Here is a 19,742-nt window from a genome sequence, read left to right as displayed (position 1 = left end):
GGCGGCGTGATGCGGGGCCTGTGATGCCCCGGCGCGAATGGGGTTTTCCGACCGGCTCTCCGCCGGGCTTTTCCTTCCGGGAGAAGTGCGGGGAGCCGACACAGGTCATACCAGCCGGATACTATGTGGAATATGTCGTCACTGCCGGTCGATTTGCCCGTGCTGGCCTTTCTGGCGCTGGTCGCGGCCCTGTCCGGACTTGCGCGCGGATTTTCCGGTTTCGGCGCGGCACTGGTGTTCGTGCCGCTGGCCAGCACGGCGGTGCCGCCTGCGGTCGCCGTGCCGCTGCTGCTGGTGATGGACGCCCTGCTGGCGTGGGGCTTCATCCCAAAGGCGGTGCGGCTGGCGAACCACCGCGACGTGGCGCTGATGACGCTCGGGGCCATCGCGGGCATTCCCGCCGGCGTCTACCTGCTGAGCACCCTCGACCCGCTGACCATCAGATGGTCGATCGTGGCCATCGTGGTTCTGCTTCTGGCGCTGCTGATGTCGAGATGGCGCTATGACGGCGAGCCGGCGAGCCCGCTGACCGTTCTGGTCGGAGCCGTTTCGGGCGTGCTGGCGGGCGCCGCGCAGATCGGCGGGCCGCCCGTGGTCGCCTACTGGCTGGGCGGCCGCTCCAGCGCCAGCGTGGTGCGGGCCAACATCATCCTGTTCTTCGCCATTTCCACCGTGCTCTCGGCCATCAGCTACATATGGGGCGGGCTGATCACCGTTCACGTGCTCATGCTGGCGGTGCTGCTGGCGCTTTTCTACGGCGCCGGCCTGTGGCTGGGCAGCCGGATGTTCGGGCTGGCGAACGAGCGCACCTTCCGCCGCATCTGCCTCGCCATGATCGCCGTCTCCGCACTGATCAGCATGCCGATCCTCGACGGGCTGCTGCGGCCGCAGGCGGATGCGGAAATCGGCGCTGCGCCGGCCGATGTCAGCATCATGAAACGCTGATCCGTTCTTCTATTGTTCCGCAGTTGCGGCTGGAATATAAGAAGCGTCCGCCGCGTTGGCGCAGGAGGACAGGCCGGAATGGTCGAAGCCGGAACAGCACGGCGCGGGCTTGCCCTCGTCTTCACCATATTGCTGCTCGACATTGTCGGCTTCGGCATCATCATGCCGGTGCTGCCGGCGTTCCTGCAGGAATTGTCGGGGGTCGACGTGAGCGCAGCGGCGCGCGAGGGGGGATGGCTGCTGTTCGTCTATGCCGCCATGCAGTTCGTGTTCGCGCCGGTGATCGGCAATCTCTCGGACCGCTTCGGACGCCGCCCGGTGCTGCTGGCCTCGGTGTTCACCTTCGCCATCGACAATCTGATCTGCGCCATCGCGTGGTCCTATCCCATGCTGTTCATCGGCCGGGTGCTGGCCGGCATCAGCGGCGGCAGCCATTCGACGGCCTCGGCCTTCATCGCCGACATCAGCACGGATGAGAACCGGGCCCGCAATTTCGGGCTGCTGGGCATCGCCTTCGGCGTCGGTTTCGTCATCGGGCCGGTGCTGGGCGGCATCCTTGGCGAATTCGGGCCCCGCGTTCCCTTCTTTTTCGCGGCGGGGCTGGCCTTCGCCAATTTCATCGTCGCCTTCTTCTTCCTGCCCGAAACGCTGGAGGCGAAGCATCGCCGGCCTTTCGAGTGGCGGCGGGCGAGCCCGCTCGGCGCGCTGCGGCAGATGCGCAACTATCCGGGCATCGGCTGGCTGGGGCTGGTGTTCTTCCTGATGATGCTCGGCCACATGGTCTACCCTTCGGTGTGGGCCTTCGTCAGCGACTATCGCTATGGCTGGAGCGAACGCCAGATCGGCCTGTCGCTGGGACTGTTCGGCCTGTGCGGGGCGGTGATCATGGCGACCGTGCTGCCGCGCGTGGTGCCTGTGCTGGGCGAATGGCGCACCGCCGCCATCGGGCTTGCGTTCACGGCGATCGCCGCGTTCGGCTATGCGGCTGCCTGGGAGGGCTGGATGATCTATGCGGTGATCGTAGCGACCTGCATGGAGGCGCTGTCGGAGCCGCCGCTGCGCAGCCTTGCCGCCGCACAGGTACCGCCATCCTCGCAGGGCGAGTTGCAGGGCGCGATCACCAGCCTGTTCTCGCTCACGGCCATCATCGCGCCGCTCATCTACACCAACATCTTCTCGTGGTTCACCGGGCCGGCCGCGCCGGTGGAATTCGGCGGAGCCTCCTATGTGGTGGCCGGCCTGTTCCTGAGCGGTGCGCTGCTGGTGCTGGTGACGAAGGTGCGCGCGCCGCAAAGCAAAACGGCGGCCATGAAGGCCGCCGCCGAAAACTGAATGCGCCCCTGAAAGGGTTCAGGCCCGCTCGGCCAGAGCGGGCTCGCCCTTGCGCTCGCGAATGAGATTGGCGAAGCGGCGGAAGAGGTAGTGCGAATCCTGTGAGCCGGGCGAAGCTTCCGGATGGTGCTGCACCGAGAAGACAGGCTTGCCGACGAGGGTGATGCCGCAGTTCGAGCCGTCGAACAGCGAGATGTGGGTTTCCTTCACGCCTTCCGGCAGCGAGGCGGTGTCGACGGCGAAACCGTGGTTCATGGACACGATCTCAACCTTGCCGGTGGTGTGATCCTTCACCGGATGGTTGGCGCCGTGATGGCCCTGATGCATCTTGACCGTGTTGCCGCCGGCGGCGAGCGCCAGGATCTGATGGCCGAGGCAGATGCCGAAGATCGGAATGTCGGTCTTCAGCAGCTCGCGCAGCGTCGGCACCGCATAGTCGCCGGTGGCGGCCGGATCGCCGGGGCCGTTGGAGAGGAAGATGCCATCAGGCTGAAGGGCGAGGATGTCCTGCGCCGATGCGGTGGCGGGCACTACCGTGACCTTCGCGCCAAGGCCGGCCAGCAGGCGCAGGATGTTGCGCTTGACGCCGAAGTCGACGGCGACGATGTGCATGGAGGGCTCACCCTGCTCGCCATAGCCTTCGTTCCACACCCAGGGCGTTTCTTCCCACAGGCTGGACTGGCCGCTGGTGACGTCCTTTGCAAGGTCGAGGCCGACGAGGCCCGACCAGCCGGCGGCCTTCTTCTTCAGTGTCTCGACGTCGAAATTGCCGTCCGGCGCATGGGCGATGACGGCATCGGCCACGCCCTTGTCGCGCAGCAGCGCGGTGAGCGCGCGGGTATCTATGCCCGACATGGCGACGATGCCGCGCTTTTCCAGCCATTCGTTGAGGCAGCCGGTGGAGCGGTAGTTCGACGGGGTGGAGATGTCGGCCTTGAAGATGGCGCCGACGGCGCCGGCGCGCGAGATGGGCGCCAGGCTTTCCTCGTCCTCGTCATTGACGCCGACATTGCCGATATGGGGGAAGGTGAAGGTGACGATCTGGCCGGCATAGGAGGGATCGGTGAGGATTTCCTGATAGCCGGTGAGGGCGGTGTTGAAGCAGACCTCGCCGATCGCTTCGCCCGAAGCGCCGAGGCCGCGGCCCTCGATCACCGTTCCGTCGGCGAGGACGAGCAGGGCGGTCGGCTTTTCCGAAACCCAGGGGGCAGTGCTGGCCATGGCGGCGCTCCATCGTGAAGTTGCACGGATGCGCGGCCGGCCGGCCGAATATCCGCGGCAAAAGGCACGGGGCCTGCGAAAATCACGCCGCCGCCGCACATCTGATGCTCAGTTCATGCTAAGGCTCACGAAATAGGGGAAGCGGCAGGCCCGGTCAACACCATGCGCCGCCAAGTCGCAGCTTTTCTGCGCCGCCCCGATATTTCATGCAGGATGAGGCCCGAAACCGCTTTTCAGCGCCGGGCGACATGCTTATCTGGGCCATTCAAGGAGAAACGATCATGCGCGAACGGCTGATGGACGAAGTGAAAACGGCGATGAAGGCGGGCGACAAGTTCCGCCTGACGACGCTGCGGCTGATTCAGGCGGCAATCAAGGACCGCGACATTGCCAATCGCGGCGTCGGCAAGGAAGCCGCGGGCGCGGACGAACTGGCGCAGCTTCTGGCCAAGATGGTCAAGCAGCGCGAGGATTCGGCAAAAGCCTTCGACGATGGCGGCCGGCCGGAACTGGCGGCCAAGGAGCGCGAGGAGATCGTGGTGATCCGCGATTTCATGCCCCGCCAGATGGAGGAGGCCGAGACGGAAGCGGCGATCCGCGCGGCCATCGCCGAAACGGGAGCCGCAAGCGTCAAGGACATGGGCAAGGTGATGGCTGCCTTGCGCGAAAACTATGCCGGCCAGATGGATTTCGGCAAGGCGAGCGTAACGATCAAGAGCCTGCTCGGCTGAACCCGATCAGCCACACGATCATCCGAAAACGAGTGAACGGTGCGTGGCCACGCCGGCCATGACACCATCGCCGCAGGCCCAGGCGACGGAGTGCGCGCCGCGCGCGATGTCGCCTGCGGCATAGACGCCGGGCACCGTGGTTTCCTTCAGGGAATCGGTGCGGATGAAGGCCCCGGCGGCATGCTCCTCGACGGCGCAGCCGAGTTTTTGCGCGATGTCGCTGTTGAAGCGGGTGCGCGGGCCGACATAGAGCGCATTCAGCGGATCGATGCGCCCGTTTGCCAGTTCGATGCCGGACAGATGCGGCAGGTCACCGTGCAGGGCTCTGATCGCGGCGGGTTCGATGGCGACGCCGCGTTTTTCCAGTTCGGCGAGTTCCTGTGTGTCCGGGGTGGGTTGGCCGTTGAGATAGAAGGTCACAGGTCCCCATTCAGCGACCAGCATGGCCTGATGCGCAGACATGGGCGTGGAGGCGAGAACGCCGAGGCGCTGGCCTGAAAACTCATAGCCATGGCAATAGGGGCAATGGATGACGGACGCGCCCCAGCGCTCCGCCAGCCCGGGAATAGCTGGCAGGTCGTCGCTCAGGCCGTAGGCGAGGACCAGTTTGCGGCCATGGAGCGTGGTGCCATCGTCCATATCGATGCGGAAACCGTCTTCTTCGCTGCGAGCATCTGTGGCACGGGCGCTGATGAAGCGCGCCGTGGGGTAGGCGCTGACCTGCGCGCGGGCGGTGGCGAGGATGGCGGCGGGGTCGCTGCCATCCTGCGCCAGAAAGCCGTGCGAGTGGGCGGCGAAGCGGTTGCGCGGCGCGCCGTCATCGACGATGCAGACGGAGCGGCGGGCGCGGGCGATGTAGGTGGCTGCGGACAGGCCGGCAAAGCTGCCGCCGATGATGATGGCGTCGTATTGCGCGGGAGACCCGGCGCGGATGGCTGTGTCAGGGAGCATGAACGGTCTCCAGATCGTGGGCGCCGCCATGGACGGCAAAACGGCGGTGAAAATCTTCGCTGAGCATGGCCAGCGTCACCTCGCCAAAGCGGGCGAGCAGGCGTGCCTCGGCGTCGTCGAAGGCAACGCCAAGGGCTGCGTTGACGGCCTGCTCGACCAGGCAGCCCGGGGTTTCCGTGCGGTTGCCCATGGCAAGCAGGGCCGGTTGGCCGATCGCGTCATAAATGTCGCGCAGGGTGACGCGGGAGAGGTCGCAGGCCAGCGCCCAACCGCCGCCATGGCCCTTTTCCGAACGCACATAGCCCTGCTCGCGCAGGCCAGCCATGATGCGGCGGATGACCACCGGGTTGGTGTTCATGGCCCGCGCCAGCACTTCGGAGGTGACGGGTTCCCTGTGCTCGGCCATGTGCAGGAGAACGTGGAGGATGCCGGAAAGTCTACTGTCTCTTTTCATGTAACTTTATATGTTGCGTGATGGCCCTGGCGTCAAGATGCGCTCGTCGCCTGTTCGCGAACTGATTCAACTTTTTCGGGGTATCCTGTTGTTTTCGGGGAGAAAAATTTGTTGCTCCGGCGCTCTGGAGCGCGTCGCGATCTTTCAGATGCGCCCCTTGCGCAGGCTGTTGTCCCGAAACCGGCTCCCGCTTTTCGGGGGACATGTTTTAGCCGGTGAGGTGGAGCTTGAGGGGCATGCAGACATCGGAGGCCGGGACGCGGGGGAATGTGGGGCGTCAGGCGTGGCGCGGCGGCGGTGCGTTGCTGTCGTGGATCAGAATTGACGGGCGGTGCCGGGGCGGAAATTGCGGGTGGGGTGGGAGAGTCTCGCTGCCCGCCATGGTGGCGAGACGCTTCCTGCCGGCACGTGCAGCGATAGTTGCCGCGAAGAGATCTGTTGTCGGGCAGCTCTGCGCTGCGAACTTTGGTCCGGTGCCGGAGGACAGCTTCACCGGCATGAGGAAGATAGGATGCATGACCAGGAAAAGGCTGTTCAGGCGGACATCGGAATGCCCGCCTGCCATGCCAAAGCCGTCATGCCATATCCGTCGGATTGTAGCGGTAAGGGAGCGCGGGCGAGGGCTTTGCAGCCTCGCCTTCAGCTCGCCCGCAGGCGCGAGCCGCGCAGCAGGCCGCGCTCTTCCAGAACCGGATAGACGATCGAGGTCAGCAGCGAATTGATCTGCTTGAGGTCGCGCAGCGTGTCGAGGTGGATGGAGCTCGTTTCGATCGACTTCAGCGTGCCGTCACGCAGGCGCAGGAAGTGGCTGTTGCTTGCCTCGCGCTCCATGTCGCGCAGCCGGTCCTTTTCCTGAACGAGCTGGCGCGCGGTTTCGGTGTCGCGTGACACCAGAACGTTGAAGGTGAGGCGGGCATTGGCCAGAACGGCGCTGTGGAAGGCGGTGATTTCCTGCCAGCCTTCCGGTGTGAATTCCAGACCCTGCGCCATCTTCTTGCGCACATGGACCAGCATGTTGCGCACGATGATGTCGCCGACCTGCTCCAGCTTGACGCAGGCACCGATGAGTTCCTGACAGCGCAGCGCCTGATCCTCGGTGAGCGGATTGCGGATCAGCTTCGCCAGATAGATCTTTATCGCGGCATGACGCTCGTCGACGCGGTCGTCGAGGGCCGCCAGCGCGTTGATCTTGTCCTCGTCGGCATTCTCGTAAAGCTCGATGATGCGCTTGAGCATGATCTCGACGGTCTCGCACACGCGCACCACCTCACGCGTGGCGTTGGCCAGCGCCTGCGGCGGGCTGGACAGCGCCGTCTCCGACAGCGCCGACAGCTCCGTGATTTGCACCGGCTCTGCCGCCTGCTTTGCGCCCAGCGCCACGATCTTTTCCGAGGCGCGGTAGACGAGACCGGCCAGCGGCAGGCCGGCGATCAGGATGATGACGTTGAACAGGATGTGCGCGTTGACGATCTGGTCCGATGCGGTGGCGCCCAGAAAACCGATCTGCGGCTTGAACGTCATGACCAGAACCAGCATGACGATGGAGCCCATGCCGCGCATCAGAAGATTGCCGACCGGCACGATGCGCACGCCGGGCTCGGAATTGCGGGTCAGCATCGGGGCGATGATGGAGGAACCGAGATTGACGCCCAGCACCAGAACCACGCCGAGCTCCGGCGTGATCAGGCCGCGCCCGGCCATGGTCGCCATCAAAAGCACCGAGGCGATGGAGGACTGGAACAACCATGTGATCAGTGCCGCCAGAAGATAGGCGGTGATCGGGTCGCCCGAGAAATAGTTGATGATCATCGGCATCAGCGGGCTTTCGCGCAGCGGTTCCGATGCCTGGCCGATCATTTCAAGTGAGAGGATGAGCAGGCCGACGCCGACCAGAATGCGGCCTTTCTGGCGCCAGTCGCGGCTTTCCGTGGCCATGAACAGGAAGGTGCCGATGATGAGGCAGAGCGGCACCAGCAAGGTCAGATCATAGGTCAGAAGCTTGGCCACCAGCGCCGAGCCGATCTCGGCACCGCGCACGGCAAGCTGGCCGGCGATCCCGGACACGATGCCCGCACCGGCAAACGAACCGACCAGAAGGGTGACGGCGGTGGAGCTTTGCAGGGCGATGGCAAGGCCGGTGCCCGCCAGCACGGCCATGATCGGGTTCTGCAAAGTCGCACGCAGCTTGTGACGCAGCACGTCGCCATAGGCGCGCTCGACGCCCGTCTTCACCAGCCGGGTGGCATAGAGCATCAGCGCGACGGCGCCAGCCAGATGGATGAGGACGACGGATCCGGTCATGCACACCTTCCCGCACGGCCGGCCGCCACGGAGGCTGTGTGCAGCCGCCACGGTGAGCAGGGAGCGCGACCAACGCGCAAACGAAGGCGAATCATTTTCATGGCGGGAGTATCCATCAGGAGCTTATATATTAGCCGGGTAATCAATATTGTCCAGCCCTCACAGGACCTTGTCCTATATATATGGCTGTATGGAGGCGCTTTTACAGGCAGCATGCCGGGAGGACGAAAAACGGGGTCCTGCGCGATGCGTGGCTTCACAGCATGAATCAGGTGAGCGGCATAAGGGGCGGATTTCATTACGGTATTGTAATGCGCCTGTTCAGTTTCGGTTCATCGGCCGGGTTCTATTCCTGTGGCCATCGACAACACAGGAGCGCTTTCCATGAAACGCATCATTCTTTCGCTGATGGCCATCTCGATGCTGGCTGCGACTTCGCTTCAGGGGCAGGCCGCTCCGATCAACAGGCCGGCAGCACCGCAGGCCGAGCTGGTTCAGGTGGATTACCGCAAGCCGGCGCACGGGCAGAACCACCAGAAGCCTGTCTACAACAATGCCAGGAAGAAGCCGGCGCCCAAGTACGACAACCGCCGCGACCATGGCCGTTACGGAAACCACCACACCGCGAAGAAGCCGAATTATGCGAAGCATCATGACTGGAAGCGCGGCCAGCGTTATTCCGACTGGCGCCGTCATGCGCCGGTGCGTGACTACAAGAGGCATGGGCTGAAGCGCCCGGCACCGGGCCAGCAGTGGATCAAGGTCGACAACGACTATCTGCTGGTCGGGCTCGCCACGGGGCTGATCGCCGGGGTGATCGCAGCGCGGTAAAACGCCTTCGCAAATTCGGAAAGGGCGGCCGTGAGCCGCCCTTTTTGCGTTTGTGCCTGTGAATATCGTGTATGGGCCGCGTAGCGATTCGTCTTCCGCGGGTGCTGCGTCTATATGAAGTGCTATGCGCTTCTCGCCCTCATTCCTCGACGAAATACGCGACCGGGTGCCGATCTCCTCGGTCATCGGCACGCGGGTGACGTGGGACCGCAGGAAAACCAACGCGCCGAAGGGCGACTGGTGGGCCTGCTGCCCGTTCCACGGCGAGAAATCTCCCAGCTTCCACTGCGAGGACCGCAAGGGCCGCTATCATTGCTTCGGCTGCGGCGTTTCGGGTGACCATTTCAAGTTCCTGACCGAGCTGGACGGCTTAAGCTTTCCCGAGGCGGTGGAGCGCGTGGCCGACATGGCGGGCGTGCCGATGCCGGCGCGTGACGTTCAGGCCGAGGCGCGCGAGAAGCAGCGGGCTGAACTCACCGACGTCATGGAAATGGCGACGGCCTTTTTCGAGGAACGGCTGCAGACTTCGGAGGGGGCAAAGGCGCGCGCCTATCTGCGCGACCGTGGCCTGACGCCGGCGACGCAGCAATCGTTTCGTCTTGGCTATGCGCCCGAGAGCCGCAACGCGCTGAAGGAATATCTGGCTTCGCGCGGGGTCGGCCGCGACGAGATCGAGGCCTGTGGCCTCGTCGTGCACGGGCAGGACGTTCCCGTCTCCTATGACCGCTTTCGCGACCGCATCATGTTTCCGATCCCGGATTCGCGCGGGCGCATCATCGCCTTCGGCGGGCGCGCCATGTCGCCCGATGCGCCGGCCAAATATCTGAATTCGCCGGAGACCGAACTCTTCCACAAGGGCAATGTGCTCTACAATTTCGCCCGTGCCCGCAAGGCGGTGGCGCGCGGCGAGACGGTCGTGGTCGTGGAAGGCTACATGGACGTGATCGCGCTGGCGCAGGCCGGTTTCGAGAACGCCGTGGCGCCGCTCGGCACGGCGCTGACGGAAAACCAGATCGAGCTTCTGTGGCGGATGACGCGCGAGCCGGTGCTGTGCTTCGACGGCGACGCTGCCGGGCTCAAGGCGGCTTGGCGGGCGGCAGATCTGGTGCTGCCGCTGATCCAGCCCGAGCGCACGGCGCGCTTCGCGCTGCTGCCGGACGGCAAGGACCCCGACGATCTGGTGCGCAGCGAGGGCGCGGACGCCTTCCGCACCGTGCTGAACGAGGCGCGGCCGCTGGCCGACATGCTGTGGACGCGCGAGACTTCCAACGGGGTTTTCGAGACGCCGGAACGGCGGGCCGAGCTGGAAAAGACGCTGCGCGAACTGGCCGGGCGCATCCGCGACGAGAGCGTGCGCTTCCACTACAATCAGGAAATGCGCGACCGGGTGCAGAATTTCTTCGGCGCGCAGCGCAACCGTCAGCAGGGTCAGGGGCGCGGTCCGGGGCGCGGGCAGGGCAATTTCCAGAACGGCTTCAAGGGGCCGGGACCGTGGTCGCGGCAGGGCGGCGGCCGCAACGCCATCACCGAAAGCCTCGGGCGCTCGGCGCTGGTTAAGCGCGGCGGCGAGGTGATGACGGCGCGCGAGGCCACGATCATGGTGGCGCTCATCAACCATCCGGCGCTGATCGACGAGTTTTTCGAACATATCGAGTTCCTCGACCTTGCCAATGGCGACCTGCGCAGGCTGCATGCCGCACTTCTGGATGCGCTGGCCCATGACATGGCCAACGAGAAGCAGGCGGTGATCGAGGCGATCAGCCGGGCCGGATGTGCCGAAATATGGGAGCGCGCCGAGGCGCTGATGCGGCGCACGCGGCAATGGCCGGCTCTGGAGGGGGCCGCTCTCGACGATGCGCGCGACGCCTTCGCGCAGGCCTTGCACTTGCACCGCAGCGCGCGCACTCTACATAAGGAACTGAAGCAGGCCGAGGCCGCGCTCGCCAGCGAGCCCACAGATGAGAATTACAGGCGCCTTGTCGAGATACAGGCGCAATTCCGGGATGTGCAGGCGACGGAGGCCCTGATCGAAGGCTTCGGAGTGTTGTCGGGACGAGCCGGCAGGAGTTAGCCGGCAGCAGTAGTCTGCGGAACGCTGAGGAGCGATCCGCGGCCTAAGGAAGCATTTGGGGCAATTGATTCGCTTTTTTGGGGCGAATCATGCCACAGGCGCTTGACCTATTGGCAGAATGACGGAATCAGGTCGATTCGAATTACTGTTAACCCGACTTGCTTTCAACTCAACGGGGCGTCGACGAAAAGAACGCAGATGCAGATGTGCCGTTTGATGCTCGGTGACAAAACTGAGACACGATGAAGAGACCAGGGTTAATCCAGGCTTAACGAGAGATGCGGCAAGTGTCGCGATGAACGCGTCGTTTCAGCGGACGCAGACGAATTTGCAGCAGGCTTAGATTTCGCGGCTTGAACAGCCGTCCGGAGGCAGAAGAAGAATGGCGACAAAGGAAAAGGAAGAGGTCGAGACCGAGCGCGAGGGTACAACCGACGGCCCGCTGCTCGACCTTTCCGATGATGCTGTCAAGAAGATGATCAAGGTCGCGAAGAAGCGCGGCTATGTCACCATGGACGAGCTGAACGCCGTCATGCCCTCCGAGGAGGTCACTTCCGAGCAGATCGAAGACACGATGGCCATGCTGTCCGATATGGGCATCAACGTCGTGGAAGACGATGAACAGGCCGAAGATGGCGAGAACGAGGCTTCGGAGGACGATCCTCAGGAAGTCGCCGAGCAGACCGGAACCGCTGTCGCGACCGTCGCCAAGAAGGAGCCGACCGACCGCACCGACGACCCCGTGCGCATGTATCTGCGCGAAATGGGCTCGGTGGAGTTGCTGTCGCGCGAGGGCGAAATCGCCATCGCCAAGCGCATCGAGGCCGGCCGCGAGACGATGATCGCGGGCCTGTGCGAAAGCCCGCTGACCTTCCAGGCCATCATCATCTGGCGTGATGAGCTGAACGAATCCAAGATCCTGCTGCGCGAGATCATCGATCTCGAAGCCACCTATGCCGGCCCCGAGGCCAAGCAGGCGCCGGTGGTGGAGCGCACCGACGAGGACAACAAGCCCAAGGCCGAGGAAAAGCCGCGCCGTGGCCGTGGCGAGGACGACGACATCACCAATGTCGGCGGCGATACGCGCGGCGAGGAAGAAGAAGAGGAAGAGGACGAGGCCAACCTGTCGCTGGCCGCCATGGAGGCGGAACTGCGGCCGCAGGTCATGGAGACGCTCGACGTCATCGCCGACACCTACAAGAAGCTGCGCAAGCTGCAGGACCAGCAGGTGGAAAACCGTCTGGCCGCCGCCGGCACGCTGTCGCCCAGCCAGGACCGCCGCCTGAAGGAGCTGAAGGACCAGCTCATCACGGCGGTGAAGTCGCTGTCGCTCAATCAGGCCCGCATCGAAGCGCTGGTCGAGCAGCTTTACGACATCAACAAGCGTCTGGTGCAGAACGAGGGCAAGCTGCTGCGTCTGGCCGAAAGCTACGGCGTGCGCCGCGAGGAATTCCTGAAGGAATATCAGGGCTCCGAGCTTGACCCCAACTGGACCAAGGCGATCGCCAACCTCTCCAGCCGCGGCTGGAAGGAGTTCTATCAGAACGAGAAGGACACGATCCGCGAGATCCGCGGCGAGATCCAGAACCTCGCCACCGAGACGGCGATCTCGATCCTCGAATTCCGCAAGATCGTCAATCAGGTGCAGAAGGGCGAGCGCGAGGCGGCCATCGCCAAGAAGGAAATGGTGGAGGCCAATCTGCGCCTCGTCATCTCCATCGCCAAGAAGTACACGAACCGCGGTTTGCAGTTCCTCGACCTCATTCAGGAAGGCAATATCGGCCTGATGAAGGCGGTGGACAAGTTCGAGTATCGGCGCGGCTACAAGTTTTCAACTTACGCGACATGGTGGATCCGGCAGGCGATCACCCGTTCGATCGCCGATCAGGCGCGCACCATCCGCATCCCGGTGCACATGATCGAGACGATCAACAAGATCGTGCGCACCTCGCGCCAGATGCTGCACGAGATCGGCCGCGAGCCGACCCCGGAGGAACTGGCGGAAAAGCTCGCCATGCCGCTGGAAAAGGTGCGCAAGGTTCTCAAGATCGCCAAGGAGCCGATCTCGCTCGAAACCCCGGTGGGCGACGAGGAGGATTCGCATCTCGGCGACTTCATCGAGGACAAGATGGCGATCCTGCCGATCGATGCGGCCATTCAGGCCAACCTGCGCGAGACGACGACGCGCGTGCTGGCCTCGCTGACCCCGCGCGAGGAGCGTGTGCTGCGTATGCGCTTCGGCATCGGCATGAACACCGACCACACGCTGGAGGAAGTCGGTCAGCAGTTCTCGGTGACGCGCGAGCGCATCCGCCAGATCGAGGCCAAGGCGCTGCGCAAGCTCAAGCATCCGAGCCGCTCGCGCAAGCTGAGAAGCTTCCTCGACAGCTAAGCGATCTTGCGATTTCAGGAAAAAGGCCGGGTCAACGCCCGGCCTTTTTTGTTGGCGATGAGGTGTCAGGCGGGCCACAGCTCCATTGCCGTCATGACGATGCCGCCAGCGGCGACGATGATGAGCAGCGCGCCGGAAATGCGCAGCATGGTGCGGTGGACGGACGGCTTCAGGAGCCTTGCGACCAGCAGGTAGATGAGGAACAGCGTCGCGAAATCCAGCACGATCCACAGCCCTGTGAGCAGGGCTATGCTGGTGTTGGGATCGGGCGTGATGCCGATGAACTGTGGAAAGAAGGACGCGAAGAAGATGATGTCCTTCGGGTTCGAAATGGCCATCACGAAGCCTTTCGAGAATCCGCCGACGCGTGGCTGCACGGCAAGCCGACCCTGATCATCGGCCCGGGATTCACGCAAAATCTCCCAGCCGATCCAGCCGATGTAGCAGGCGCCGGCGAGCTTCAGCACGCTGAAGGCGGTTTCGTTGACGGCGAAGATGCCCTTCACCACCAGCGCCGACAACAGGATGAGCACCAGCGAGGCGGCATTCGTTCCGGCAATGGTGTTGAAGGCTTTTCGCGCGCCGCCGGCCAGCCCCGCGCCGGTGACCAGAACGGCGACCGGGCCGGGGATGGCGATCATGGTGATGACGGTCACCACATAAAGAACGAGAATGCCGAAATCGATATGCATGGGCTGTTTCCGTGAAAGCACCCTGCGTCCGGGCAAAATCGGGCGGGGTGCTGCAGATCATTGTGGTTGCGTGGGGCGCGCACTTTGCCGAAACCGGTTCGGGCGGCAGCTTCAGCGCTGCGACAAAGCACGGAAAACCGTCTCAGGCCAGCGCCAAATGATGTGCTTGCCACGGACAAAGGGACCATGGGGCGCTGACAGTGAAAAGCCGGGCAATGACCGGCTTTTCGGGGGAGAGCGGACGCTGCCTATGGCATGCAGCGGGACTGGAAATTTGCTCCGTCAAGGACCGCACCATTAACGTTGAGCACGGAGCCGGGGTTCTGGGTGAGCGAGCCGCCGACCCAAGAGCCCCAGGCGGAGACGAGGCAGTCCTTCGGTGTTCCGGCGACCGTGACATCGCCCTTCAGGTCGATGGAGGGTCCCATGAAGTAGAGACCGGCCTGACCGGCATTGCTGATGCTGGTGGTGCCGAAGTCGATGTTTTTCACCGGGCCGCCGAGGAAGGCGTAGTCGCTGCCGTAGATGAAGACGCCATAGGTGCCGGGATTGGTGATCGAGACATTGTTGAAGCTGATGTCGCCGACCGGATTGAGGAAGATGCCCGTGTTGCTGGCGCCGTCGCTGGAGAAGCCATCGACGCGGACATTCGTGGTGACGGCCTCGTCGGGCAGGGTGGAGGAGGTGATCAGCATCAGCCCGTTGACGCCGCCCTTGAGGGCCATGTTCGTGATGGTCACGTCCGAGGTGCCCTGCAGAACGACGAGGTCCATGTCGCGGTCCTGCGCGGAATTGTCGATCGTCACCTTGTTCATGGTGACGTCATTGGCTGCGACGAGCAGGATTCCTTCGCGGCGCGAGCGGGTGATGGAAACATTGTCGATGGTGATGTCGGTGGCGGCGCTGGTGATGACCGGCGGCCAGCCGCTGTCATCGATGTGGCTGCCGGCGAAGATGCCGTAGGTGACGCCTTCGATGACCGTGTCGCGCACCGTCAGGCCGCTGGTGCCCAGCGCGCTGACCGCAGCATGCGGCGCGTCGTTCGGCCGGCCGACCGCGAACTCGCACGTCGTGTTGTTCTCGCAGATGTAGAGATCGTGGATATAGGCATTCGCGATGGTGGCGCCGGTGACGTTTTCAAGGCGGATGCCGTCGCCGGCCGTGCCGCTGATGTCGACGTCGTGGATGAGGATGTTCGCAGCGCCCGTGCTCTGGATGGCGGCGAGGCCGCCGGTGATAGTGACGGAGGCGATCTCGCTGCCCGAGGCCATCGACACCACGTCTGCGAGCGGGTTCGTGCCGCGCAGGGTGGTGGCGGCGCCGTCGTTGCGGAAGGTGGTCTCAAGCCCGCTTTCGGCACCGCGCACGGCAAGGGTTCCGCCGCCGCCGATGAGATGCTGGCTGGTGTCGAGCAGAAGGGCCTGCGTCAGCGCGATCTCGCCGCTGGCCAGCGCCAGCGCATTGTCGCCGGCAGCGGCAAGGCTGCCGTTGATGGCCGAGGCGTCGCCGCTGTTCGGGCCGATGGTGACGACCTTGCCGACCGTCTGCCCGGAGGAGACATATTCCGCCGCTTCGACATTGCCGGTCGTGCCGAGATGGGTGCGCACCTTCTCCTCGCGCTCGACGGGCTGATAAAGCGGATCGAAGGCCGTGGTGGAGGAGGCGGAGCCGCCAGCGCCGAGCGGGATCCGCAGGCGCACGCGCAGACCGGCCTCCAGATGCTCCTCGTTGTCGTAGGACAGGGATGTTCCGAGACTCAGCGTCGCGTCCGGCCGCACACCGGGCAGGCCCGCCAGAACCAGTTCGGCGCGGGCGCGGGCGCCGACCGTGTCGTCCATGTTTTTGCCTTCGTACCAGTAGGCGCCGCCGAACAGCTTGAACTGCGCCTGCGCATCGCGCGGGAACACCGGCAGGCGCGCGCCCACCTCGGCATCGACGCCGGCGCGCGCGCGTTCGCGGCCCGACTGGAAGCGCAACTGGTCTCCGGCCACATAGGCGCTGTTGAACTCTTCCGCCAGCCGCGATCCGGTGAGCGGCAGATAGGCGTTGGCGCGCGCCTCGAAGACGCTGCCGAACAACTCGGTACCGAAGGACAGCTGCTGGAAGGTGTTGCCGCGCGCCGTGCGCAGCGCATCATAGTAGCCGTAGCCGCCGAGGATCAGGCCATTATCCAGTTTTCGGCGCAGGCCCGCGCCGAAAGAGCCGAAGCGCACCGACTGTTCCGCCATGCCGCCACGGCCCTCGATGAAGAGATAGGAGCCGTCGTCGAGGGTGAAGGGGAAGGTGATGCCGATGTTGCCATTGCCGGTTCCATAGGACAGCCCGCCCTGCAGTTCGACGATGGGTTGCGGCGACTGAGCCAGGGCGGACACGGGCAGACATACGCCGGCCAGAAGGGCGGCGACGAGGGCGGGGAAGGATTTCATGGCGGATCCGAAGCTTGAGACTGTGGCCGCGAGCTAGATTACATGACTGTAAGAGTCAACTTTTTTGCAGGGTGAAAAACAGATGTTCCTGTGGACATGATCCGCAGGTTGCCACGCGCCGATGGGCTGGTATTGTTCCTGCCTGCGCCGGCGGGGCGCTCGGGAGGGGACTGCCGCATGTCGATCGAATTCCTGCTGACCACGCTCATCATCGTCGCCTCGCCGGGAACGGGCGTGGTCTACACGCTGGCGGCCGGGCTTTCGCGGGGCGGGCGGGCCAGCGTGCTTGCGGCCTTTGCCTGCACGCTCGGCATCGTTCCGCATCTGGTGGCGGCGCTGACGGGGCTTGCCGCGCTGCTGCACACCAGCGCGCTGGCCTTCGAGATCGTGAAATATGCGGGCGTTGCCTATCTCCTTTACATGGCCTGGCAGAGCCTGCGCGAGAAGGGCGCGCTGCGGATCGACGACAACACGGATGCACGCAGCGTGCGGCAGGTGCTGGTCGACGGCATTCTCATCAACCTGCTCAATCCGAAGCTGTCGATCTTCTTCGTGGCCTTCCTGCCGCAGTTCATTTCCGCCGGAGAGGAACATGTGCTGGCGCGGATGCTGGAACTGTCGGGCGTGTTCATGCTGGCGACTTTCATCATCTTTTCCCTCTACGGCCTGTTTGCCGCCGCCATGCGTGACAAGGTGGTCGGCAGCCCGCGGGTGATGGCGTGGATGCGGCGCACCTTTTCCGCCGCCTTCGTGGCGCTGGGCGCGCGGCTGGCGCTGCAACAGCAACAATAAGCTGCCGGAAAATGGCGCTTTCCTTCCAGGGGGCGCCGCCGATTATCACCCGGCCCGCGTCAGGTTTTTTGACGCGGGCTGATGGCTGTTTTGCCCCGCTGAGATACCCGCAGGGTTGACGCTTTCAGCCGGCGCTGCCTGCATTTTTTCGATCTATCGTAAGATATATCTTGATTTCGATTTTGCGCGATCCTAATTGAGATATATCTTACGATATGACGAAAGGAATTCACATGCGTGGACATCATCATTTCGCCAGCCGCGCGGAGCGCGCGCTCTGGCATGCGGCGGAACGTTTCGGTCGTGGGCCGTTCGGCCCGGGAATGCGGGGCGGTGGCCCCGGCGGGCGGCGCGGCGGGCCGGGCGATTTCCTGCGCGCCGGCCGCATGTTCGGCGACGGCGACCTCAAGCTGGTGGTGCTTTACCTGATGGCCGAGGCGCCGCGTCACGGCTACGACATCATCAAGGCGCTGGAAGAACGCTCCAGCGGCTTCTATGCGCCGAGCCCCGGCGTGATCTATCCGACGCTGACCTTCCTCGAAGAAGCCGGCTATGCCGTCTCGGCTCCCGAAGGCGCGAAGAAGGTGTTTTCGATCACCGAGGCGGGATCCGCCCATCTGGCCGAAAACCGCGACATGGTGGAGCGGGCGCTGGAACAGCTGGAGCGTTTCGGCCGCAAGATGGCCAAGGCGCGCGAGTGGTTCGGCTGGGACGACGAGGCGCAGGAACGGCACGGCGGGCGCAGGGATGACGAGCTTCGTTCCGTGCAGCGCCGGCTGAGGGCAGCGCTTGCCGAAATTCTCGATGGTCCGGAAGAACGGCGCGCGAAGGCTGCAGATATTCTGAAGACTGCCGCCGAGGCGCTGGAAGCCCTGAGCCGGGACTGAGCCGGTCACTGGTTCCGCCAGCCGGCGAGGCGTTTTCGCGCCTTGCCGGCCTGGGCTCAGCAGTGAGGGTTTTCCCATATGGGGCGTCGGAAGCCGAAAAGCGATTTCCCTTTGCGGCCCGATGTTCTAGTTAGACATGCAGCTGCCGGATGCGTGCCTGCGGGACGATGTTTCCGCGTTCGCGCCATTGCGGGAGCCATTCGCGCCGCGGTGTTTGCTGGAATTGCCCAAGGAGGAGCCCATGTCTTTCCTGAAACGTCTTTTCGGCGGCGGAGCGCCTGCGCAGGATGCGGAGCCGGCACCTGCCAGACAGGTCGAGCACAAGGGCTTCACCATCATCGCGACGCCCTACAAGGCCGATGGCCAGTATCAGACCTGCGGGCTCGTCACCCGCGAGATCGACGGCGTGGTGAAGGAACACAAGTTCATCCGCGCCGACCGCTTTCCCGGACTGGACGATGCGGCGGACATTTCGATCCGCAAGGGCATCCAGCTCGTGGACGAGCAGGGCGACAGCATTTTCGGCCAAGGCTGATCGGGGGGCTGATCGGGGGGCTGATCCGGCGGGCGGGAGTCATGCCTGCGGCAGGAACAGCCCGTCGATCAGGGCACTGAGGGTTTGGATGAAATCCTCCCGCCCCGCGCCGGCCTCAATGGACAGGGCGGCGCGGTCGAAGGCGGCGGAGAGCAGCGCGGTCAGCGCACCGGGCGGAACCCGCCTCATCGCGCCTTCGCGCATGGCCGCTTCAAGCCCCTCCCGCAGGGTGCGGGCGCCATGCCTTGCATCGATTTCGTCCATGACGGCGCGGCCAAGCACGGCCGGCCCATCCAGCAGCAGCAGGCGGGTGCGGCCGGGCGGCGCCATTGCCGTAAGAAAGGCCATGCCGCCATCCAGAAGGGCCTGGCGGGGATCTTTGGTATCCGGCGCCGCATGGCCGATCGCGGCCGCGACGTCCGCCGCTTCCTGCTCGACCACCGCCCGGAACAGGGCCTGCTTGTCGGCGAAGTGATGATAGAGCGCGCCGCGCGTGACGCCGGCGGCGGCAACGATCTCCGGCGTCGCCGTTTCCGCATAGGACTTTTCAATGAAGAGCGCCCGCGCCGCAGCCATCAGTGCGGCGCGGGTCGCTCCCGTGCGTTCACGGTTGGTGCGGCGGGGGCTTTTCTGTTGCATGCATGCAGCCTGTATGTTAATTGAAGAAACATGCAGACTGTATGTTAATTCAAGCCGTGAGGAAAGCCATGAAAACGACCAGCTATTATCCGATCATCATGACCGGCGACGTTGCCGCCACGGCGGACTTCTATGTGCAGCATCTGCGCTTCCGGCCGCTGTTTTCGAGCGACTGGTATGTCCATCTGCAATCGCAGGAGGATGAAACCGTCAATCTGGGCATCGTCGATGCCGGTCACGAGACGGTGCCGGAGGCGGCGCGGGGCAGGGGCGCGCAGGGGTTGCTGATCAATTTCGAGGTCGAGGATGTCGATGCCGTGCACGAGCGGATCGCGGCGACCGGGCTGCCGATCCTGCGCAGCCTGCGCGACGAACCTTTCGGCCAGCGGCATTTCATCTTCGCCGATCCGAACGGTGTGCTGATCGACGTGATCACGCCGATCCCGCCCTCGGCGGAATTTCTGGCGCAGTACGAGGACGGCGCGGCAGCGAGCCCGGCCAGCGGGGCCGCGACGTAGGGCCGGGCTGCCATTCCGGCCTGA

The 19,742-nt window shown here is 64.4% G+C and carries 17 protein-coding genes; 10 read left to right on the top strand and 7 right to left on the bottom strand.

The features are described from left to right. Nucleotides 1-123 precede the first annotated feature (123 nt). Together AC5XE7_RS11415 and AC5XE7_RS11410 are read left to right on the top strand one after the other, a co-directional pair. A complete protein-coding gene (locus tag AC5XE7_RS11415) occupies nucleotides 124-945 on the top strand; it encodes a sulfite exporter TauE/SafE family protein (RefSeq protein ID WP_495366125.1) in 822 nt (273 codons plus the stop codon). Between the two features lie 78 nt (nucleotides 946-1,023). After that, nucleotides 1,024-2,277, top strand: a complete 1,254-nt coding sequence (locus AC5XE7_RS11410; protein ID WP_495366124.1) for a TCR/Tet family MFS transporter — start codon at nucleotides 1,024-1,026, stop codon at nucleotides 2,275-2,277. Between the two features lie 18 nt (nucleotides 2,278-2,295). Here the strand turns inward: AC5XE7_RS11410 and carA are convergent, their stop codons facing one another. Next, a complete protein-coding gene (gene carA / locus AC5XE7_RS11405) occupies nucleotides 2,296-3,498 on the bottom strand; it encodes a glutamine-hydrolyzing carbamoyl-phosphate synthase small subunit (protein ID WP_495366123.1) in 1,203 nt (400 codons plus the stop codon). Between the two features lie 281 nt (nucleotides 3,499-3,779). Between carA and AC5XE7_RS11400 the strand changes: the two genes are divergently transcribed. Beyond that, on the top strand, nucleotides 3,780-4,229 hold the full coding sequence (locus AC5XE7_RS11400; protein ID WP_495366122.1) for a GatB/YqeY domain-containing protein: 450 nt from the start codon (nucleotides 3,780-3,782) through the stop codon (nucleotides 4,227-4,229). A gap of 18 nt (nucleotides 4,230-4,247) precedes the next feature. Here the strand turns inward: AC5XE7_RS11400 and AC5XE7_RS11395 are convergent, their stop codons facing one another. The 3 genes from AC5XE7_RS11395 to AC5XE7_RS11385 form a co-directional block, all read right to left on the bottom strand. Continuing rightward, entirely contained in the window at nucleotides 4,248-5,180 is a 933-nt protein-coding gene (locus AC5XE7_RS11395) for an NAD(P)/FAD-dependent oxidoreductase (protein ID WP_495366121.1), read from the bottom strand. Continuing rightward, the gene (locus tag AC5XE7_RS11390; protein WP_495366120.1) at nucleotides 5,170-5,634 is read right to left on the bottom strand and encodes an Rrf2 family transcriptional regulator; all 465 of its coding nucleotides are present in this window, start codon (nucleotides 5,632-5,634) and stop codon (nucleotides 5,170-5,172) included. The genes AC5XE7_RS11395 and AC5XE7_RS11390 overlap by 11 nt, the downstream gene beginning before the upstream one ends. A gap of 639 nt (nucleotides 5,635-6,273) precedes the next feature. After that, entirely contained in the window at nucleotides 6,274-7,935 is a 1,662-nt protein-coding gene (locus AC5XE7_RS11385; protein ID WP_495366119.1) for a Na/Pi cotransporter family protein, read from the bottom strand. Between the two features lie 384 nt (nucleotides 7,936-8,319). On the opposite strand from AC5XE7_RS11385, the gene AC5XE7_RS11380 reads away from it, so the two are divergent. From AC5XE7_RS11380 to rpoD, 3 genes are all read left to right on the top strand, one after another. After that, entirely contained in the window at nucleotides 8,320-8,766 is a 447-nt protein-coding gene (locus AC5XE7_RS11380; RefSeq protein ID WP_495366118.1) for an RcnB family protein, read from the top strand. Between the two features lie 124 nt (nucleotides 8,767-8,890). Next, nucleotides 8,891-10,837, top strand: coding sequence for a DNA primase (gene dnaG / locus AC5XE7_RS11375; RefSeq protein WP_495366117.1), 1,947 nt, complete (start codon nucleotides 8,891-8,893; stop codon nucleotides 10,835-10,837). Nucleotides 10,838-11,219: 382 nt separating this feature from the next. Continuing rightward, a complete protein-coding gene (gene rpoD, locus AC5XE7_RS11370) occupies nucleotides 11,220-13,229 on the top strand; it encodes an RNA polymerase sigma factor RpoD (RefSeq protein ID WP_495366116.1) in 2,010 nt (669 codons plus the stop codon). A gap of 65 nt (nucleotides 13,230-13,294) precedes the next feature. Here rpoD and AC5XE7_RS11365 read toward each other — a convergent pair whose 3' ends face one another. Both AC5XE7_RS11365 and AC5XE7_RS11360 read right to left on the bottom strand, forming a co-directional pair. Then, nucleotides 13,295-13,921, bottom strand: coding sequence for a LysE family translocator (locus AC5XE7_RS11365; protein WP_495366115.1), 627 nt, complete (start codon nucleotides 13,919-13,921; stop codon nucleotides 13,295-13,297). 248 nt (nucleotides 13,922-14,169) lie between these two features. Beyond that, nucleotides 14,170-16,347, bottom strand: a complete 2,178-nt coding sequence (locus tag AC5XE7_RS11360) for a right-handed parallel beta-helix repeat-containing protein (RefSeq protein WP_495366114.1) — start codon at nucleotides 16,345-16,347, stop codon at nucleotides 14,170-14,172. 177 nt (nucleotides 16,348-16,524) lie between these two features. On the opposite strand from AC5XE7_RS11360, the gene AC5XE7_RS11355 reads away from it, so the two are divergent. The 3 genes from AC5XE7_RS11355 to AC5XE7_RS11345 all read left to right on the top strand — a co-directional run bounded on the left by AC5XE7_RS11355 (nucleotide 16,525) and on the right by AC5XE7_RS11345 (nucleotide 18,561). After that, nucleotides 16,525-17,139 carry a LysE family translocator gene (locus AC5XE7_RS11355; protein WP_183832533.1) on the top strand — a complete coding sequence of 205 codons (615 nt, stop codon included), beginning with the start codon at nucleotides 16,525-16,527 and terminating at the stop codon, nucleotides 17,137-17,139. Between the two features lie 233 nt (nucleotides 17,140-17,372). Beyond that, the gene (locus AC5XE7_RS11350; protein ID WP_495366113.1) at nucleotides 17,373-18,026 is read left to right on the top strand and encodes a PadR family transcriptional regulator; all 654 of its coding nucleotides are present in this window, start codon (nucleotides 17,373-17,375) and stop codon (nucleotides 18,024-18,026) included. 241 nt (nucleotides 18,027-18,267) lie between these two features. After that, nucleotides 18,268-18,561 carry an HlyU family transcriptional regulator gene (locus AC5XE7_RS11345; RefSeq protein WP_495366112.1) on the top strand — a complete coding sequence of 98 codons (294 nt, stop codon included), beginning with the start codon at nucleotides 18,268-18,270 and terminating at the stop codon, nucleotides 18,559-18,561. 39 nt (nucleotides 18,562-18,600) lie between these two features. Here the strand turns inward: AC5XE7_RS11345 and AC5XE7_RS11340 are convergent, their stop codons facing one another. Then, nucleotides 18,601-19,200, bottom strand: coding sequence for a TetR/AcrR family transcriptional regulator (locus tag AC5XE7_RS11340; RefSeq protein ID WP_495366111.1), 600 nt, complete (start codon nucleotides 19,198-19,200; stop codon nucleotides 18,601-18,603). A gap of 68 nt (nucleotides 19,201-19,268) precedes the next feature. Between AC5XE7_RS11340 and AC5XE7_RS11335 the strand changes: the two genes are divergently transcribed. Beyond that, nucleotides 19,269-19,718: a VOC family protein gene (locus AC5XE7_RS11335; RefSeq protein ID WP_495366110.1), complete on the top strand. Its 450-nt coding sequence runs from the start codon at nucleotides 19,269-19,271 to the stop codon at nucleotides 19,716-19,718. The last annotated feature ends 24 nt before the right edge of the window (nucleotides 19,719-19,742 follow it).

Source organism: Aquamicrobium sp. YD-1-mutant5 (assembly GCF_059509755.1).
This window is presented reverse-complemented; position numbering and strand designations above follow the sequence as displayed.

Bases quoted from the DNA above. Each gene is read 5' to 3' on its own strand.
- AC5XE7_RS11385 (WP_495366119.1), bottom strand. From the start codon at position 7,935: ATGACCGGATCCGTCGTCCTCATCCATCTGGCTGGCGCCGTCGCGCTG.
- dnaG (WP_495366117.1), top strand. From the start codon at position 8,891: ATGCGCTTCTCGCCCTCATTCCTCGACGAAATACGCGACCGGGTGCCG.
- AC5XE7_RS11350 (WP_495366113.1), top strand. From the start codon at position 17,373: ATGCGTGGACATCATCATTTCGCCAGCCGCGCGGAGCGCGCGCTCTGG.
- AC5XE7_RS11335 (WP_495366110.1), top strand. From the start codon at position 19,269: ATGAAAACGACCAGCTATTATCCGATCATCATGACCGGCGACGTTGCC.
- AC5XE7_RS11410 (WP_495366124.1), top strand. From the start codon at position 1,024: ATGGTCGAAGCCGGAACAGCACGGCGCGGGCTTGCCCTCGTCTTCACC.
- AC5XE7_RS11340 (WP_495366111.1), bottom strand. From the start codon at position 19,200: ATGCAACAGAAAAGCCCCCGCCGCACCAACCGTGAACGCACGGGAGCG.
- rpoD (WP_495366116.1), top strand. From the start codon at position 11,220: ATGGCGACAAAGGAAAAGGAAGAGGTCGAGACCGAGCGCGAGGGTACA.
- AC5XE7_RS11400 (WP_495366122.1), top strand. From the start codon at position 3,780: ATGCGCGAACGGCTGATGGACGAAGTGAAAACGGCGATGAAGGCGGGC.
- carA (WP_495366123.1), bottom strand. From the start codon at position 3,498: ATGGCCAGCACTGCCCCCTGGGTTTCGGAAAAGCCGACCGCCCTGCTC.
- AC5XE7_RS11380 (WP_495366118.1), top strand. From the start codon at position 8,320: ATGAAACGCATCATTCTTTCGCTGATGGCCATCTCGATGCTGGCTGCG.
- AC5XE7_RS11395 (WP_495366121.1), bottom strand. From the start codon at position 5,180: ATGCTCCCTGACACAGCCATCCGCGCCGGGTCTCCCGCGCAATACGAC.
- AC5XE7_RS11360 (WP_495366114.1), bottom strand. From the start codon at position 16,347: ATGAAATCCTTCCCCGCCCTCGTCGCCGCCCTTCTGGCCGGCGTATGT.
- AC5XE7_RS11390 (WP_495366120.1), bottom strand. From the start codon at position 5,634: ATGAAAAGAGACAGTAGACTTTCCGGCATCCTCCACGTTCTCCTGCAC.
- AC5XE7_RS11355 (WP_183832533.1), top strand. From the start codon at position 16,525: ATGTCGATCGAATTCCTGCTGACCACGCTCATCATCGTCGCCTCGCCG.
- AC5XE7_RS11365 (WP_495366115.1), bottom strand. From the start codon at position 13,921: ATGCATATCGATTTCGGCATTCTCGTTCTTTATGTGGTGACCGTCATC.
- AC5XE7_RS11345 (WP_495366112.1), top strand. From the start codon at position 18,268: ATGTCTTTCCTGAAACGTCTTTTCGGCGGCGGAGCGCCTGCGCAGGAT.
- AC5XE7_RS11415 (WP_495366125.1), top strand. From the start codon at position 124: ATGTGGAATATGTCGTCACTGCCGGTCGATTTGCCCGTGCTGGCCTTT.